This window comes from Cupriavidus sp. SIMBA_020 (genome assembly GCF_046535395.1).
Taxonomy (GTDB): Bacteria; Pseudomonadota; Gammaproteobacteria; order Burkholderiales; family Burkholderiaceae; genus Cupriavidus; species Cupriavidus campinensis.
The window spans coordinates 563,276-579,208 of record NZ_JAWRWU010000002.1 but is presented as its reverse complement, the minus strand read 5'-3'; the positions used below and the strand labels follow the sequence as shown (position 1 = coordinate 579,208).

Genomic DNA, 15,933 nt, shown 5'->3' with positions numbered 1-15,933 from the left:
TCAGTGCTGTAGGGATTGCGCTTCTTGCGCAGCCCGTCTTGGCCATGCTGGCGGTAGCTCGCCACCCAACGCTGCACCAGCTTGTGGCCCACTCCATACTGCGCCGCGATCGCCTTGAAGCCATCCGGCCCAGCCAGATACTGCCTTACCAGCTTGAGCTTGAACCGCTCATCGTACTTCGCCATGAAAAACACCCCAAAGGTTGGACGGGTGTCCAACTTTTGGGGTGCAGTTCACGAGGGTGGCTTTTTTCTTTGCGACGACGCGCTCAGGCGGGCTGCCGCTTGTCGTGCTCGATCACGGCGTAGGCGCTGTGATTGTGGATCGACTCGAAATTCTCCGCTTCCAGCGTGTAGGCAACGATCCGCGCATCGGCATTGAGCCGCATTGCGATGTCCCGCACGAGGTCCTCGACGAACTTCGGGTTCTCGTAGGCGCGCTCGGTCACGAACTTCTCGTCGGGGCGCTTGAGCAGGCCCCACAGCTCGCACGACGCCTCTTCCTCGGCCATGCGCACCAGCGCTTCCACGGGCAGGTCGCCGACCAGTTCCACGCGCATCGTGATATGCGAGCGCTGGTTGTGCGCGCCGTACTGCGAGATCTTCTTCGAGCACGGGCACAGGCTGGTCACCGGCACCAGCGCGGTCAGCCACAGGCGCGATTGGCCGTCGCGGACCTCGCCGGTCAGCGTGACCGCGTAGTCCATCAGCGATTCCACGCCGGACACCGGCGCGGTCTTCGAGATGAAGTACGGGAACGTGACCTCGATGCGGCCGGCGTCGGCTTCCAGGCGCACCAGCATGTCGTCCAGCAGCGTGCGGAATGCGGCCAGGTCGAGCGGGGCGCGGTAGTCCTCGAGCAGCGCCACGAAGCGCGACATATGCGTGCCCTTCTGGTCCGCCGGCAGGCGCACATCGAGATCGAAGGTGCCCACGGTGGCCACTACGCCGGCCGGGGTCTTCAGCGTGAGCGGATAGCGTACGCCCTTGACGCCCACGCGCTGGATCACGATCTGGCGGGTATCGACGCTCGACTGCACGTCGGGCATGACGAAGGCGGGATTGATGTCGTTCATCTACGGTTTCCTTTACGGTCGCGGCGGTCATCCCCCGCGCAACGAGTGTGAAAAAAGAAACCGGCGCGGGATGAGCCGCGCCGGCTTTTACTGCCTGGTAATGCCGTGCGGGTCAGGCCACGCGCGGCGTGGCGACCTTGACGGGCGCCTCGGCGATGGCGAAGCGCTCGCGCACAGAACGCTCGATGCCGGCGGCGTCGAGGCCGCACTGCGACAGCAGGAACGCCGGATCGCCATGATCGATGAACTTGTCGGGCAGGCCCAGCACCAGCACCGGAATGTCGATGCCGGCCTCGGCCAGCGCCTCAAGCACCGCGCTGCCGGCACCGCCCATCGTGCTGCCCTCTTCCACGGTCACGAGGTAGTCGTGGTTAGCGGCCAGCGACTTCACCAGCTCCACGTCCAGCGGCTTGACGAAGCGCATGTTGGCCACGGAGGCGTCCAGCGCCTCGGCCGCGCCCAGTGCCGGGTGCAGCATCGAGCCGAACGCCAGGAACGCCACGCGCTGGCCCGCGCGGGCATGGCCCTCGCGGCGCATCTCACCCTTGCCCACCGGCAGCGCGGTCAGTGCGGCCTCGGTGGCCACGCCGGCGCCGGCGCCGCGCGGATAGCGCACGGCGGTCGGGCAATCCTGCTGGAACGCCGTGGTCAGCAACTGGCGGCACTCGTTCTCGTCGGCCGGCGTCATCACCATCATATTGGGGATGCAGCGCAGGTAGGCGATGTCGTAGGCACCGGCGTGCGTGGCGCCATCGGCGCCCACCAGGCCGGCGCGGTCCAGCGCGAACACCACGGGCAGGTTCTGCAGCGCCACGTCGTGGATCAGCTGGTCATAACCGCGCTGCAGGAAGGTGGAGTAGATCGCCACGACGGGCTTCAGGCCCTCGCAGGCCAGGCCGCCGGCGAAGGTCACCGCGTGCTGCTCGGCGATGCCCACGTCGTAGTAGCGGTCCGGGAAGCGCTTCTCGAACTCGACCATGCCCGAGCCCTCGCGCATGGCCGGCGTCACGCCGATCAGGCGCTTGTCGGCGGCGGCCATGTCGCATAGCCATTCGCCGAAAACCTGCGTGTAGGTCTTGCGCGACGGCTTGGCCGACGGACGGATGCCCTCGGCCGGATTGAACTTGCCGGGGCCGTGGTACAGGATCGGGTCGGCTTCGGCCAGCTTGTAGCCCTGGCCCTTCTTGGTCACCACGTGCAGGAACTGCGGGCCGTGGCCTTCCAGCGCGCGCTGGCGGATGTTCTGGAGCGTCGGCACCAGCGAGTCGAGGTCGTGACCGTCGATCGGGCCGATGTAGTCGAAGCCGAACTCCTCGAACAGCGTGGCCGGCACGACCATGCCCTTGGCATGTTCTTCCAGCCGTTTTGCGAATTCCAGCACCGGCGGCGCCACCGACAGCACGCGCTCGATGCCCTTCTTGGTGGCCGCGTAGAACTGGCCGGAGAGCAGGCGCGCGAGGTGGCGGTTCAGCATGCCCACCGGCGGCGAGATCGACATGTCGTTGTCGTTCAGCACCACCAGCAGCGGCAGGTCCTTGTAGACGCCGGCGTTGTTCATGGCCTCGAAGGCCATGCCGGCGGTCATTGCGCCGTCGCCGATCACGGCGATGCCTACGCGCTTCTCGCCCTTGGTGCGGGCGCCCAGGGCCATGCCCAGTGCGGCCGAGATCGAGGTGGACGAGTGCGCGGTACCGAAGGTATCGAACTCGCTCTCCGCGCGGCGCGGGAAGCCCGAGATACCGCCGTACTGGCGCAGCGTGGACATGCGGTCGCGGCGGCCGGTCAGGATCTTGTGGGGGTAGCTCTGGTGGCCCACGTCCCAGACCACGCGGTCGGACGGGGTATCGAACACATAGTGGAGCGCAATGGTCAGCTCCACCGTGCCGAGGTTGGACGACAGGTGCCCGCCGGTCTGGGAGACCGATTCCAGCACATAGGCGCGCAGTTCGTCAGCCAGCGTGTTGAGCTGGCGGCGATCCAGCTTGCGCAGGTCTGCGGGGGCGTCGATTTTGTTGAGCAGCGTGTAGGTCATGATGTCCGTTCGGCCGCCGGATTCTCTATGTCCGGCTTGTCAGTTCAATTGGAGCGCAGCACGATCAGGTCGGCCAGTTCGGCCAGCCGGCCAGCCCGGGTGCCGAATCCCGCCAATGCCTCGTGGGCATCGGTGCGCAACTGGGCGGCCAGCTCGCGCGCGGCATCGAGGCCCATCAGCGACACATAGGTCGGCTTGTCATTGGCGGCGTCCTTGCCGGCGGTCTTGCCGAGGGTCGCCGTATCGGCCGTGACGTCGAGAATATCGTCAACTACCTGGAACGCCAATCCCACGGCGGCCGCATAGCGGTCCAGCGCGGCCAGGCCGGCCGGATCGATGTTTCCACACAACGCCCCCATGCGCACGCTCGCGCGCAGCAGGGCGCCGGTCTTCATCCGGTGCATGGCTTCCAGCGCGTCGCGCGACATCGCCAGGCCCACGTTCTGCAGGTCGATGGCCTGTCCGCCGGCCATGCCGACCGAGCCCGAGGCCACAGCCAGCTCATCCACCAGCTTCAGGCGCGCTTCGGGCGCCAGTGCCGGGGTGCGGGCCAGCAGGATGAACGCCTGGGTCTGCAATGCGTCACCCACCAGCAGCGCGGTAGCCTCGTCATAGGCCTTGTGCACCGTGGGGCGCCCGCGCCGCAGGTCGTCGTCGTCCATGCAGGGCATGTCGTCGTGGACCAGCGAGTAGGCGTGGATCATCTCCACCGCGCAGGCTGCCGCGTCACATGCCTCGGGTGTGGCACCGGCCACTTCGCCGGCCGCATGTACCAGCAGCGGGCGCACCCGCTTGCCACCGCCGAGGACAGCATAGCGCATGGCCTCGTGCAAGGTGTGTGGAATTGTGTCCGTGGACGGCAGTGCCGAGTCCAGGGCGGCCTCGGTCCGGGCGCCCTGCGCCCGCATCCAGGTAGCGAAATCGCTCATTCGAAATCTGTGCCGTTGCTGTTGTTATCAGGACGGGACTCGCCAGCCAGCGGCTTCAGCGCGTCGCCCTCCAGTACTTTGACCTGCTGCGCCACCCGCTCCAGGCTCTGCTGGCAGTAGCGCACCAGTTCGGCACCGCGGCGATACGCGGTGAGAGAGGCCTCGAGGGGCAGTTCGCCGCTTTCCATGCTGGCCACGAGGGTTTCCAGCTCCGCCATGGCGGCCTCGTAAGAGGCTGGCTGCGCGCCGGCTGCGGGCGCGTCGTCAGGCTGGACCTGTGCGGTCGTCGGTTTTGGCATGTCGGGCCTTGTTCAGGGGAATTCGGGATTTTACGCCAATCCCGGACTTGGCCGCAGATACGTATCGCCAACGTGGCGCACGCACACGCGATGTTATGCATGAATCACTCCATTTCACGGAAGTGACTTGTGCGCTATGGTCGTCATTCCGAATGCGCCCCAAAGGGCACCTCCATGACGACCCGGGTCGACTTTTTCGCTAAAAAGGCAAAATAATCAGACCCTTAAGTTTTTGGCTCGGGTACAATTCCGCCCTCGTCAGCGAGATCGGCGGCGCCGTGCCAGGGGTCGCCCGTTGCCAGCTTTTAAGTGCTTTGTGTAACGCAGCTCCCGCCCTGTGCCCGCCTGCACCGAACCTCAAGTTTCGGCCAGTCACGCCGGGGAACCGGACCGCGCCCGGCTCGTCTGACAGGGTTTCCCAAATCGATTTCATATTTCGATGGTTGGGTTGTTCACTGCTTTCGCCTGTTACTAGGGAGTGGGGATAATGTCCAATCTCAGCACCGCGCTCAAGCTGGCGCCGGCTGATTCGCAGTTGCCCGTGGATGTCTACTTTGACGAGGCGCTGCATCAACAAGAACTGGAACTGCTGTTCAGGAAAGGCCCGGGATACGTCGGCCATACGCTGATGGTCCCGGAGACGGGCGATTTCCACACGCTCGCCGCCGAGGACGAGGGCCGCATGCTGGTCCGCAATCCGGACGGCATCGAGCTGCTGTCGAATGTGTGCCGCCACCGTCAGGCCATCATGCTGAACGGCCGCGGCAACGCCAAGAACATCGTCTGCCCGCTCCATCGCTGGACCTACGACCTCAAGGGTGACCTGCTCGGCGCGCCGCATTTCGCGCAGCAGCCGTGCGTCCACCTGAACCGGTCGCCGCTCCAGAACTGGAACGGCCTGCTGTTCGAGGGCGCCCGCGATGTGCGCGCGGACCTCGCTCGCATGGGCGTGGCCGAGGACCTGAACTTCGACGGCTACATGCTCGACCACGTGGAAGTGCACGAGTGCGACTACAACTGGAAGACCTTCATCGAGGTCTATCTGGAGGACTACCACGTCGTGCCGTTCCACCCGGGCCTGGGCAGCTTCGTCTCGTGCGACGACCTGACCTGGGAGTTCGGCGAATGGCACAGTGTGCAGACCGTGGGCCTGCACCAGGGCCTGAAGCGGCCAGGTAGCCCGACTTACCAGAAGTGGCACGACGCAGTGTTGCGCTTCAACAACGGCAAGCTGCCCAAGCACGGCGCGATCTGGCTGACTTACTACCCCAACGTGATGGTGGAGTGGTACCCGAACGTGCTGGTCATCTCGACGCTGCATCCGGTGGGTCCGCGCAAGACCCGCAATGTGGTGGAGTTCTATTACCCCGAGGAAATCGCGCTGTTCGAGCGCGAGTTCGTCGAGGCCGAGCGCGCCGCCTATATGGAGACGTGCATCGAGGACGACGAGATCGCCGAGCGCATGGACGCTGGCCGCCTGGCACTGATGAAGCGCGGCGTCAGCGAGACCGGCCCGTACCAGTCGCCGATGGAAGACGGCATGCAGCACTTCCACGAGTGGTATCGACGGAGCATGCGGTACACCGGCTGAGGCGCCGGCAGGCGTGAGTGGTCGGTTATCGCCCGCTATTCGCCCAACCCCTGTAGCCAGCCCGAAACGGACCGTGAAAACGGTCCGTTTTGCGTTGGAGTGGCCATCTGGCCACTGATAGAATCGGGGTTTTCCCGCGCTGCGCCGGCCGCCACGAAGCCCGGCCGGCTGCCGTTCCACCTCTCTCGCCCCCGCCATGCAATCGCTCTGGATGCTGTTCGCCGCCTTCGCCTTTTCCTTGATGGGGGTGGGCGTCAAGCTGGCATCCGAGTTCTACACCACCGGCGAAATCGTCTTCTATCGCAGCATCATCGGTGTGACGATCATGTGGATCATGCTGCGCTCGCAAGGCATTTCCGTACGCACGCCGCACATGGCCACGCACATCAAGCGCAGCCTGTTCGGCGTGACCGCCCTGCTACTCTGGTTCACCTCGATCACCCTGCTGCCGCTGGCCACGGCCATGACGCTGAACTACATGTCGCCGGTCTGGATCGCGCTGATCCTGGGCGCCAGCGCGGCGCTGGCCGGCACGGCGGGCGGCGCGGACCGCAAGCTGATCGGCGCGATCCTGCTGTCGTTCGCCGGGGTGCTCTGCCTGCTGCAGCCGTCGGTCGGCAAGGACCAGCTGACCGGCGGCCTCATCGGCCTGATCTCCGGCGTGTTCACGGCGCTGGCCTATGTGGAGGTGCGCCAGCTCGGCCAGCTTGGCGAGCCCGAAGGCCGCATCGTCTTCTATTTCTCCGCCGTCGGCATGGTCTGCGGGCTGGTCTGGATGCTCTACTCCGGCGTCAGCCACCATACCTGGCACGGCGCTGGGCTGCTGCTCGCCATCGGCATCCTGGCCACGCTGGGCCAGACCTCGATGACGCGCGCCTACAAGCGCGGCAATACCCTCCTGACCGCCAACCTCCAGTACGCGGGCATCGTGTTCTCCAGCCTCTGGGGCATCCTGGTCTGGGACGACAAGCTCAACTGGATCTCGTGGCTCGGCATGGTGCTGATCATCGCCAGCGGCATCGCCACCACCCTCACCCGCGCCCGCGACACCGACAAGCACCCGACCCCGGCCACGCCTGTGAAGTCGGCGGAGGCGGAAGTGCATCCTGAGGTGTAGCAGAACGCCGAAAGCCTGCTGGGCTTTGATGATGGTCAGATCGGGCTGAGCTTGGCTGAGTAGAGTCTGCCGTCGTACCCAACGACGGAGCTTTGTCATGCAGCAGTGCAGTTTGGTGTTGAACGACCAGCCGATGAGTGCGTTCCGTGCAGGAAGTGCCGAGTTTCCTGCCTTTTCTGGCCTGGCTCCCCACATCAACAAGCGAACGAGCATCTGTATTCCAGACCATGGCCCCATTCCACCGGGCACGTACTACATCGTTGATCGTGAATCTGGCGGACGACTGGGGTGGTTTTACGAATGGTACGAACGCCAAACGGATTGGTTCGCGCTATACGCCGACGATGGCCGCATGGACGACTGGACGTTTTGCAATGAAATTCGTCGAGGCAACTTTAGGTTGCACCCAAAAGGTAGGCGTGGCATCAGCAAGGGCTGCATCACGATCGAGCGCCCTACTGACTTCCACGTCATCCGTCATTTGCTGACGGCCTCGAAGAAATTCCCGATCCCGGGAACACGGCTCCTCGCTTACGGAAAAGTGGTGGTCAGATGAGTCAGCTCCGCAATACAGTCCTGCTGGTGATCTGGCTGGTCGTCGCCACGCATATCTACGGGCTCGTATGGAGCCGCTATCCCGACTATTTCCCTGAATACCCTGAGTCAGTGGGCCGTTTCATCGACTGGCTGACAAGGGACTATCAGCCAAGGGGCATCGAGTCGCTGACGACCTACTACTACCTGATCCTCTCGTTCCCGCCGGTGGCCGTCCTGACGGCACTTGGCCTGTTCCTCCGGCGCAAGCTCCGCCGACGCGCAAAACCGCACTGATCGATCCCGAGGTGTAGCAGAACGCTGAAAGCCCGCCCGGCTTTGATGATGGTCAGATCGGGCTGAGCGTGGCTGGGTAGAGTCCCCCGTCGCACCCAACGACGGAGCTTTGCCATGCAGCAGTGCGGTTTTGTGTTGAATGACCAGCCGATAAGCGCATTTAGCGTTGGCAGCGCTTCATTCCCTGCCTTCTCGGGAAAGACCCCCTATATCAACAAGCGGGCGAACAGCTGCCTGGTAAAGCTCGGCCCCATCCCACCCGGCACGTACTACATCATCGATCGTGAAACAGGCGGAAAGCGCTCCAGAGGAAGTGCTGTCCCAGGCGCTGATTTCCGCGCCTATGGGAAAGTGGTGGTCAAATGAAATGGCTCGCCAATGCCTTGCTACTGGCAATCTGGCTGGTGATCGCCACGTTCCTGTATGCCATGGCCTGGAGCCACTACCCGGACGTCTTCCCTGACTACCCGGAGTGGGTGGCTGATGTCATCGGACGGATGACGACGGATCCGCAGATGGACGATGTCGAGTCTCTCGCCACCAACTACTACCTGATCCTTTCCTTCCTCCCCGTGGCCGCCGCCACGGCTCTCGCCCTTCTCGTCCGGCGCCTGCTCCGCCGACGCGCCAGCCGACGTTGACCCGGCGCGCGGTGTAGCATTGACGGCATTGCTCAACCCGATGCTTAACGCCAATGCCGAACCCACTGATTTCCGCGACGGAACTGGATGCGCTGCTTAGCCAGGGCAGCCACGACGTCGTGCTGTTCGACTGCTCGTTCGATCTCGCCGACCCGGCTGCCGGGCGCGAGGCCTATCACCAGGGCCACCTGCCGGGGGCCTACTACCTCCACCTCGACAACGAACTGTCCGGGCCCAAGACCGGATTCAACGGCCGGCATCCGCTGCCCGATGCGGAGCTGTTCGCCGCGCGGCTGCGGGCGCTTGGCGTGAACGATGGTTCGCTGGTCGTGGCCTATGACGCCCAGGGCGGCATGTTCGCGGCCCGGCTCTGGTGGCTGATGCGCTGGATTGGCCATGGGGCCGTGACGGTGCTCGATGGCGGGAAGAATGCCTGGGTGGCGGCTGGGCTGCCGCTCGAGCGCGGGGCAACCCCAGAGCCCGATACGGACACCGACAACGGCACCGGCGGTGACCTGTCACGCAAGGCGTCGCTGGTGCCGACCGTCGATGCCGAAGCGCTGCTGGCCAATCTCGCCAGCCCGTCCCGGCTGGTGGTGGATGCCCGCGCCGCCGACCGCTTCCGCGGCGAGAACGAGACGCTCGACCCCGTCGGCGGCCATATTCCCGGCGCGGTGAATCGCTTCTTCAAGGACAACCTCGCCCCGGACGGCTATTTCAAGCCGGCGGAGACGCTGCGTGCGGAGTTCGGCCAGGTGTTTGCCGGCAAGGCGCCGGCCGATACGGTGATGCAGTGCGGCTCCGGCGTGACCGCCTGCCACAACCTGCTGGCGATGGAAGTGGCTGGCCTGACCGGCGCGGCGCTCTATCCGGGGTCGTGGAGCGAGTGGTGCGCCGACCCGAAGCGGCCGGTAGCGACCGGCGCCTGAATCCCGGCGCCAATACGCGAGGCGGCGTCAGTGCGACGCCGCCTCCGTCTTCGTCCCACGGTGGTGGTCGTGCTCCTCGCGCACGCCGTTCGTGATGAACACGATCGCCGCGATGCCCGCCGCCACCAGCACCACCTGCACCGCCGACTCCTTGAGGCGCGGCCTGCGCTGCATCTGCGGCATCAGGTCGCTCACGGCGATATAGACAAAGCTGCTCGACGCAATCACGAGCACATACGGAATCCAGCCGCTCAGTTGGTCCAGCAGGAAATATCCCACCACGCCGCCGATCACGGCCGCCAGGCTCGACAGCAGGTTGAACGCGAAGGCACGCGCCTTCGAGAATCCCGCGTTGAGCAGCACGATGAAATCGCCAACTTCCTGCGGAATCTCATGCGCGGCAATCGCCAGCGCCGTCACCACGCCGATCTTGGGATCGGCCAGGAAGGCGGCGGCAATCACGATGCCATCGGCAAAGTTGTGGAAGGTATCCCCGACGAGGATGGTCAGGCCGCTGCGGCCCGCTTCCTCGCGGTCATGGCCGTGATGATGGTGGTGCCCGTCGCCCTCATGGTGGTGCGAGTGGCGCAGCAACGAGATCTTCTCCAGCAGGAAGAAGCCCAGCAGGCCGGCCAGCAATGTGCCGAACAGCGCACGCGGGTCTGCGCCGGACTCGAACGCCTCGGGCAGCGAGTGAAGCAGCGCCGTGGCCAGCAACACCCCTACCGAGAAGCTCACCATGCGCTCGACCACGCGCGAGGCCACGGTCAGCGACAGCAGCGCCGCCCCGAGAATGCTCCCGACGCCCGAAATGGTCGCCGCCAGCAGGATGTACAGAAGCGTGGAATGGATGATGGGCTCCCGGCGCCCGGTATGCGGCTGTCAGGTCCGCCGCATACCGATTAACGCAACAAGGTTGCAAAAACTGGAAAGCCGCATTGTACGTATGTCCGCGCCGACTTTGCAATGTCCGCGATGTCCAACTCGGGGCAGGGTCAATCGCCCCCGCTCGCTCCCGCTCAGGCCACCTTGTTCGCGCGCAGCCAGGCCAGGCAGCGTTGCCAGCCATCCTTGGCGGCAGCTTCCACATAGCTGGACCGGTAATCGGCGTTAAAGGCGTGGCCCGCTTCGGGATAGACCACGAACGTCGAAGCCTTCGCATTGGCATCGGGCGACGCTACCAGCGCGGCCTTCATCTTCGCGACGTGCTCCTGCGTGATGCCGGTGTCCTTGCCGCCGTACAGCCCCAGCACGGGCGCGTGGAGTTGGTTGACGCTCTCCAGTGCGCTGCGCGGCTTGAGCGGCGTCGGCTCGCCTACCAGTTGGCCGTACCAGGCCACGCCGGCCTTCACCCGGGGGCTATGGGCGGTGTAGAGCCAGGTGATGCGTCCGCCCCAGCAGAAGCCGGTGATGCCGAGCCGGTTCAGGTCGCCGCCATGGGCGCCGGCCCAGGTGCTGGCGGCGTCCAGGTCGCCCATGACCTGCGCGTCCGGCACCTTGGCGATGATATTGGTCTGCAATTCCTGGATCGTGCCGAAGCTGCCCGGGTCGCCCTGCCGCGCGAACAGTTCCGGCGCGATGGCCAGGTAGCCGAGCTTGGCGAAGCGTCGGCAAATGTCTGCAATGTGTTCATGCACGCCGAAGATTTCGCTGATCACCAGCACCACGGGCAGGTTGGTCTTGCCTTCGGGCTGGGCGCGGTAGGCGGGCATGTTGAAGCCGCCGGACGGGATGGTCACTTCGCCGGCGGTCAGGCCGTTGAAGTCGGTCTTGATGGTTTCGGCCGCCACCGGCAGGGCCGCCGCCGCGAAGGCGGAGCCCAGCGCGGTCTTGACGAAACGCCGGCGATCGAACGTCTGGCCGGGGACGAGGCTTTCCACTTCGGGCTGCAGCATGGGGCGGGCTCCTTGGGTTCGCTGGCGTGACGCATACGGTGCTCACGCAACGCCAGCGATTCTAAGCGCACTTTGCCGCCCCGTGCCACGCCCCCGCCCCTTCCTCCCCAATGCTCCTCAGTGCAGCTTCACGCGCGGGCTGGTCTTGCTGCGCAGCCAGTGCGTCACCGTATCGAGCCCCATGCCGATGGCACCGTGGAGCGCCAGCACGTGCATCCGGTACAGCGAGGTGTACATGAAGCGCGCCATCAGCCCCTCGATAAACATCGACCCGCCGATCAGCCCGCCCATCAGGCTGCCGACCGCGCTGAAGTGCCCCAGGGACACCAGCGAGCCGAAGTCCTTGAACGCAAACCGCGGCAGCGGCTTGCCGTCCATGCGGGCGCGGATCGCGTCATAGAGAAAGGTGGCCTGCTGGTGCGCCGCCTGCGCGCGCGGCGGCACGGCGGTCTGCTTCTCCGGCCACGGGCAGCTGGCGCAGTCGCCGAACGCGAAGATGTCCGGATCGGCCTCGGTTTGCAGCGTGGGGCCCACCACGATCTGGCCCTGCTTGCTGACTGGCAGGCCGAGCGTGCGGAGGACGCCCGGCGCGGTAATGCCGGCCGCCCAGACCGTCAGGTCGGCGTCGATGCGCTTGTCGCTGGCGGTGAGCACGGCGTCGTCGGTGACCTGCGTCACGCGCTCGGCGGTCAGCACGTCCACGTCGAGCTTGCGCAGCAGCTTGGTGGTTTCGGCGGACACGCGCTCGGACAGCGCCGGCAGGATGCGCGGGCCGGCTTCGATCACGTGGATGCGCACATCGCGGCGCGGGTCCAGCTGGTGCAGGCCGTAGGCGTTGAGCACGTGCGCGGTGTTGCGCAGCTCGGCGGACAGCTCCACGCCCGTGGCGCCGGCGCCGATGATCGCCACGTCCACGCGCGGCCGGCCATCCTCGCCGGTACGGCCCCGCCCATTCTGGGCGCGCACGCACGCGGCAATCAGCTTGCGGCGGAAGCGCTCGGCCTGCTCGACGGTATCGAGCGCAATCGCATACTCGGCCGCGCCGGGCACGTTGAAGAAGTGCGTGACGCAGCCGATGGCCAGGACCAGCGTGTCATAGGGGAGTTCGCGCGCGGGCAGCAGCTCGGTGCCATCCAGATCGACGCACGCGGCCACCTGGATGACCTTGCGCGCCCGATCGACACCGGTCAGCTCGCCCTGCTGGAACTCGAAGTGGTGCCACCGCGCCTGCGCAACGTATTCGAGCTGGTGGGTGTTGGGGTCCATGCTGCCGGCGGCCACTTCGTGGAGCAGCGGCTTCCAGATGTGCGTGGGCGAGCGGTCCACCAGCACCACCTGGGCCTGGCCGCGCTTGCCCAGCTTGTCGCCGAGCCGGGTCACGAGCTCAAGCCCGCCGGCCCCGCCGCCCACGACGATGATGCGATGGGCGGATGCCTGCGTCGCGCGCAGCGTGTCGCGCTGCGCGTTGGGCGATGGTTCGACTTGTGTATCGCCCTGTGTACCGATGTGTACCGCCGTGCCTGCTGCTACCTCGTTACCGGTTGTACTGCCATCCGTGGTGCTCATGGTCTACCCGATCTTCTCTATTTGGAAACCGGTGTCGACCCGCGTCGGCGAGCGTTATGTTGTCGTTGTGGCGCCGCGCGGATCCTGTTCGTTGATGCCAGTTTGCTGCACGGCAATAGAACTGGCAAGCCTCCACGCGATGGTGTCGCGCATTCACCGCAACGCCTCTCCTGTACGCATCCGCATGCAGGAGAGGCGTCACCTTCAATGCGCCTCTTCCCAGTTGCTGCCGCTGCCCACTTCGGCCACCAGCGGCACGCGCAGCGTCGCCACGGAGCACATCAGCTCGGGCAGGCGCGTCTTCACCAGTTCGAGTTCGGCCTGCGGCACTTCGAGCACCAGTTCATCGTGCACCTGCATGATCTGGCGCGTACCGAGGTTGTCACCCTCGAGCCAGTCCTGCACGGCGATCATCGACAGCTTGATGAGATCCGCCGCCGTGCCCTGCATCGGCGCGTTGATGGCGGCGCGCTCGGCGCCCTGGCGGCGCGGGCCATTGCCGCCGTTGATGTCGGGCAGCCAGAGGCGGCGGCCGAACACCGTTTCCACGTAGCCCTGCTCGCGCGCGGTCTGGCGCGTCTCTTCCATGTAGTGGGCCACGCCGGGGTAGCGCATGAAGTAGCGGTCGATGTAGTGCTTGGCCGCCTCGCGCTCGATGCCGAGGTTGCTGGCCAGCCCGAACGCGCTCATGCCATAGATCAGGCCGAAGTTGATGACCTTGGCGTAGCGGCGCTGCTCGCTGGACACCGCCTCGCGCTCCACGCCGAAGATCTCGGCCGCCGTGGCGCGGTGGATGTCCTCGCCGTTGGCGAAGGCGCGCAGCAGGTTCTCGTCGCCCGAGATATGGGCCATGATGCGCAGCTCGATCTGCGAGTAGTCGGCGGAGACGATCACGTTGCCCGGCGCGGCGATGAACGCCTCGCGGATGCGCCGCCCCTCCTCGGTCCGCACCGGGATGTTCTGGAGGTTCGGCTCGGTCGAGGCCAGCCGGCCTGTCACGGCCGTGGCCTGCCCGTAGCTCGTGTGCACGCGCCCGGTCTGCGGATTGACCATCTTCGGCAGCTTGTCCGTGTAGGTGGACTTCAGCTTGGACAAACCCCGATAGTCGAGCAGCAGCTTGGGCAGCGGATAGTCCTCGGCCAGCTTCTGCAGCACCTCTTCGTCCGTGGATGGCGCCCCGCTGGCGGTCTTCTTGACCACCGGCAGCTTCATCTGCGTGAACAGGATCTCGCCGATCTGCTTCGGCGAACCGAGGTTGAACGGCTGCCCGGCGGCCTCGAAGGCGGCGGCCTCCAGCGCCATCATGCGCTGGCCGAGTTCGGCGCTCTGTGCGCCAAGCCGCGCGGCGTCGATCAGCACGCCATTGCGCTCGATCTTCTGGAGCACCACCGAGACCGGAATCTCGATGTTCTCGTACACATACTTGAGCCCGCTGGCCGCTTCCAGCTGCGGATGCATCTTGCGATGGAGACGCAGCGTCACGTCAGCATCCTCGGCCGCGTACTCTGTGGCGCGCTGGAGGTCGATCTGGTCGAAGCCGATCTGGCTCGCGCCCTTGCCGCAGACTTCCTCGTAGGTCAGCGTCTTCAGGTTCAGCAGGCGCTCGGCCAGGCTGTCCATGCCGTGGTTACGGTGCGAGGCCAGCACGTAGCTTTCCAGCATCGTGTCCTGGGCGATGCCGAGCAGCTTGACGCCGTGGTTGGCGAAGACATGGGAGTCGTACTTCAGGTGCTGGCCGAGCTTCGGCCGCGCCGGGTCTTCGAGCCACGGGCGCAGCCGCTCCAGCACGTATTCGCGCGACAGCTGGCCGTGGTTCTCCATGCCGGCCACATCCGGGCCGCGATGGGCGACGGGGATGTAGGCGGCCTCACCCGGCTCCACCGACAGCGACAGGCCCACCAGCTGGGCCTGCATCGGGTCGAGCGAGGTGGTTTCGGTGTCGATGGCAGTCAGCGGCGCATCGATGATCCGGGCGATCCAGGCGTCGAGCGCGGCCTCGGTGGTCACGGTCTCGTAGCGGATCTCGGCGGGGGTGGTGTCGGGCGCGGGGAGGTCGGCCGAGGCATCGGCCGGGCCATCGAACAGCCCGCCCTGCGGCGAAGGTGCCGGCGCCGCACCGGCACGCGACGAGCGGGCGGCGGCGCGGGCGTTCGGCAGGGACTCGCCCGTGGCCTCGCGCAGCCAGGTCTTGAAGCCATAGCGCGAGAAGAAGGCGACCAGCTTCTCGTTGTCCTCGCCCAGCTCGCGCAGCGCGTGGAAGTCCGCCACGGCGTCGCTGAGGTCGCAGTCGGTCTTGACCGTAACCAGCTCCCGCGCGCGCGGCAGCCAGTCGAGCGTGTTGCGCAGGTTCTCGCCCACCACGCCCTTGATGCCGTCGGCGTCGGCCATGATGCTGTCCAGCGTGCCGTACTCGGCCAGCCACTTCACGGCGGTCTTCGGCCCCACCTTGGGCACGCCGGGCACGTTGTCCACCGCATCGCCAATCAGGGAGAGATAATCGACGATCCGCTCCGGCGGCACGCCGAACTTGGCCACCACACCGGGCGGATCGAGCACTTCGCCGCTCATCGTGTTGACCAGCGTGACGTGGTCGTTCACCAGCTGCGCGAGGTCCTTGTCGCCCGTGGATACCACGGTACGCACGCCCTGCGCCGTGGCCTGGCAGGCCAGCGTGCCGATCACGTCATCGGCTTCCACGCCTTCCACCACCACGATCGGCCAGCCCAGCGCGCGCACGGCCTCGTGGATCGGCTCGATCTGTTTGGCCAGATCCTCGGGCATGGACGGGCGATGTTCCTTGTATGCGGGGTATAGCGCATCCCGGAACGTCTTGCCCTTGGCGTCGAACACGCAAGCGATATACTCTGCCGGGAAGTCGTTGCGCAGCTTGCGCAACATGTTGATCATGCCGTAGATTGCCCCTGTAGGCAGCCCTTCGCCATTCCTCAGGTCCGGCAGAGCGTGATACGCGCGATACAAGTAGCTCGATCCATCGACGAGCAAAAGCGTTTTTTGACTATCCGACATT

The 15,933-nt window shown here is 65.9% G+C and carries 16 protein-coding genes; 7 read left to right on the top strand and 9 right to left on the bottom strand.

Going from position 1 to position 15,933, the window contains the following annotated elements; genetic code table 11:
• The 5 genes from SB751_RS06870 to SB751_RS06850 form a co-directional block, all read right to left on the bottom strand.
• Positions 1-185, bottom strand: a 185-nt coding sequence (locus tag SB751_RS06870) for a transposase (RefSeq protein WP_410747878.1), incomplete at its 3' end; no start/stop codon positions are given.
• A gap of 83 nt (positions 186-268) precedes the next feature.
• The gene (folE2, locus tag SB751_RS06865) at positions 269-1,075 is read right to left on the bottom strand and encodes a GTP cyclohydrolase FolE2 (RefSeq protein ID WP_410747877.1); all 807 of its coding nucleotides are present in this window, start codon (positions 1,073-1,075) and stop codon (positions 269-271) included.
• A 112-nt stretch (positions 1,076-1,187) separates the two neighbouring features.
• Entirely contained in the window at positions 1,188-3,107 is a 1,920-nt protein-coding gene (gene dxs, locus SB751_RS06860; protein ID WP_144198119.1) for a 1-deoxy-D-xylulose-5-phosphate synthase, read from the bottom strand.
• A 44-nt stretch (positions 3,108-3,151) separates the two neighbouring features.
• Entirely contained in the window at positions 3,152-4,036 is an 885-nt protein-coding gene (locus tag SB751_RS06855; RefSeq protein ID WP_144198118.1) for a polyprenyl synthetase family protein, read from the bottom strand.
• On the bottom strand, positions 4,033-4,335 hold the full coding sequence (locus SB751_RS06850) for an exodeoxyribonuclease VII small subunit (protein WP_144198117.1): 303 nt from the start codon (positions 4,333-4,335) through the stop codon (positions 4,033-4,035). Before SB751_RS06850 ends, SB751_RS06855 begins: the two co-directional genes overlap by 4 nt.
• Before the next feature lie 487 nt (positions 4,336-4,822).
• On the opposite strand from SB751_RS06850, the gene SB751_RS06845 reads away from it, so the two are divergent.
• From SB751_RS06845 to SB751_RS06815, 7 genes are all read left to right on the top strand, one after another.
• Positions 4,823-5,926: an aromatic ring-hydroxylating oxygenase subunit alpha gene (locus SB751_RS06845; RefSeq protein ID WP_144198116.1), complete on the top strand. Its 1,104-nt coding sequence runs from the start codon at positions 4,823-4,825 to the stop codon at positions 5,924-5,926.
• Between the two features lie 196 nt (positions 5,927-6,122).
• Positions 6,123-7,043 carry a DMT family transporter gene (locus SB751_RS06840; protein ID WP_144198115.1) on the top strand — a complete coding sequence of 307 codons (921 nt, stop codon included), beginning with the start codon at positions 6,123-6,125 and terminating at the stop codon, positions 7,041-7,043.
• A 97-nt stretch (positions 7,044-7,140) separates the two neighbouring features.
• Complete coding sequence (locus SB751_RS06835) at positions 7,141-7,599, top strand: DUF2778 domain-containing protein (RefSeq protein WP_211943755.1); 459 nt, start codon at positions 7,141-7,143, stop codon at positions 7,597-7,599.
• Complete coding sequence (locus tag SB751_RS06830) at positions 7,596-7,874, top strand: hypothetical protein (RefSeq protein WP_149135480.1); 279 nt, start codon at positions 7,596-7,598, stop codon at positions 7,872-7,874. The genes SB751_RS06835 and SB751_RS06830 overlap by 4 nt, the downstream gene beginning before the upstream one ends.
• A 114-nt stretch (positions 7,875-7,988) precedes the next feature.
• Positions 7,989-8,240, top strand: coding sequence for a tlde1 domain-containing protein (locus SB751_RS06825; protein WP_211943756.1), 252 nt, complete (start codon positions 7,989-7,991; stop codon positions 8,238-8,240).
• Complete coding sequence (locus SB751_RS06820; RefSeq protein WP_211943757.1) at positions 8,237-8,515, top strand: hypothetical protein; 279 nt, start codon at positions 8,237-8,239, stop codon at positions 8,513-8,515. Before SB751_RS06825 ends, SB751_RS06820 begins: the two co-directional genes overlap by 4 nt.
• 53 nt (positions 8,516-8,568) lie before the next feature.
• Positions 8,569-9,444: a sulfurtransferase gene (locus SB751_RS06815; RefSeq protein WP_144198112.1), complete on the top strand. Its 876-nt coding sequence runs from the start codon at positions 8,569-8,571 to the stop codon at positions 9,442-9,444.
• Between the two features lie 27 nt (positions 9,445-9,471).
• Here SB751_RS06815 and SB751_RS06810 read toward each other — a convergent pair whose 3' ends face one another.
• From SB751_RS06810 to polA, 4 genes are all read right to left on the bottom strand, one after another.
• Positions 9,472-10,281, bottom strand: a complete 810-nt coding sequence (locus SB751_RS06810; RefSeq protein WP_244844936.1) for a ZIP family metal transporter — start codon at positions 10,279-10,281, stop codon at positions 9,472-9,474.
• A gap of 182 nt (positions 10,282-10,463) precedes the next feature.
• The gene (locus tag SB751_RS06805; RefSeq protein ID WP_144198110.1) at positions 10,464-11,339 is read right to left on the bottom strand and encodes a dienelactone hydrolase family protein; all 876 of its coding nucleotides are present in this window, start codon (positions 11,337-11,339) and stop codon (positions 10,464-10,466) included.
• Between the two features lie 117 nt (positions 11,340-11,456).
• Positions 11,457-12,905, bottom strand: coding sequence for an NAD(P)/FAD-dependent oxidoreductase (locus SB751_RS06800; protein ID WP_410747876.1), 1,449 nt, complete (start codon positions 12,903-12,905; stop codon positions 11,457-11,459).
• Between the two features lie 204 nt (positions 12,906-13,109).
• Positions 13,110-15,932 (bottom strand): DNA polymerase I, encoded by a 2,823-nt coding sequence (gene polA / locus SB751_RS06795; protein ID WP_410747875.1) that lies wholly within the window; start codon positions 15,930-15,932, stop codon positions 13,110-13,112.
• Between the last annotated feature and the right edge of the window lies 1 nt (position 15,933).

Excerpts from the sequence above, each read along its gene's own strand:
- SB751_RS06820 (WP_211943757.1), top strand. The coding sequence starts at position 8,237 with ATGAAATGGCTCGCCAATGCCTTGCTACTGGCAATCTGGCTGGTGATC.
- SB751_RS06800 (WP_410747876.1), bottom strand. The coding sequence starts at position 12,905 with ATGAGCACCACGGATGGCAGTACAACCGGTAACGAGGTAGCAGCAGGC.
- SB751_RS06850 (WP_144198117.1), bottom strand. The coding sequence starts at position 4,335 with ATGCCAAAACCGACGACCGCACAGGTCCAGCCTGACGACGCGCCCGCA.
- SB751_RS06840 (WP_144198115.1), top strand. The coding sequence starts at position 6,123 with ATGCAATCGCTCTGGATGCTGTTCGCCGCCTTCGCCTTTTCCTTGATG.
- SB751_RS06845 (WP_144198116.1), top strand. The coding sequence starts at position 4,823 with ATGTCCAATCTCAGCACCGCGCTCAAGCTGGCGCCGGCTGATTCGCAG.
- SB751_RS06805 (WP_144198110.1), bottom strand. The coding sequence starts at position 11,339 with ATGCTGCAGCCCGAAGTGGAAAGCCTCGTCCCCGGCCAGACGTTCGAT.
- SB751_RS06835 (WP_211943755.1), top strand. The coding sequence starts at position 7,141 with ATGCAGCAGTGCAGTTTGGTGTTGAACGACCAGCCGATGAGTGCGTTC.
- SB751_RS06815 (WP_144198112.1), top strand. The coding sequence starts at position 8,569 with ATGCCGAACCCACTGATTTCCGCGACGGAACTGGATGCGCTGCTTAGC.
- polA (WP_410747875.1), bottom strand. The coding sequence starts at position 15,932 with ATGTCGGATAGTCAAAAAACGCTTTTGCTCGTCGATGGATCGAGCTAC.
- folE2 (WP_410747877.1), bottom strand. The coding sequence starts at position 1,075 with ATGAACGACATCAATCCCGCCTTCGTCATGCCCGACGTGCAGTCGAGC.
- dxs (WP_144198119.1), bottom strand. The coding sequence starts at position 3,107 with ATGACCTACACGCTGCTCAACAAAATCGACGCCCCCGCAGACCTGCGC.
- SB751_RS06830 (WP_149135480.1), top strand. The coding sequence starts at position 7,596 with ATGAGTCAGCTCCGCAATACAGTCCTGCTGGTGATCTGGCTGGTCGTC.
- SB751_RS06825 (WP_211943756.1), top strand. The coding sequence starts at position 7,989 with ATGCAGCAGTGCGGTTTTGTGTTGAATGACCAGCCGATAAGCGCATTT.
- SB751_RS06855 (WP_144198118.1), bottom strand. The coding sequence starts at position 4,036 with ATGAGCGATTTCGCTACCTGGATGCGGGCGCAGGGCGCCCGGACCGAG.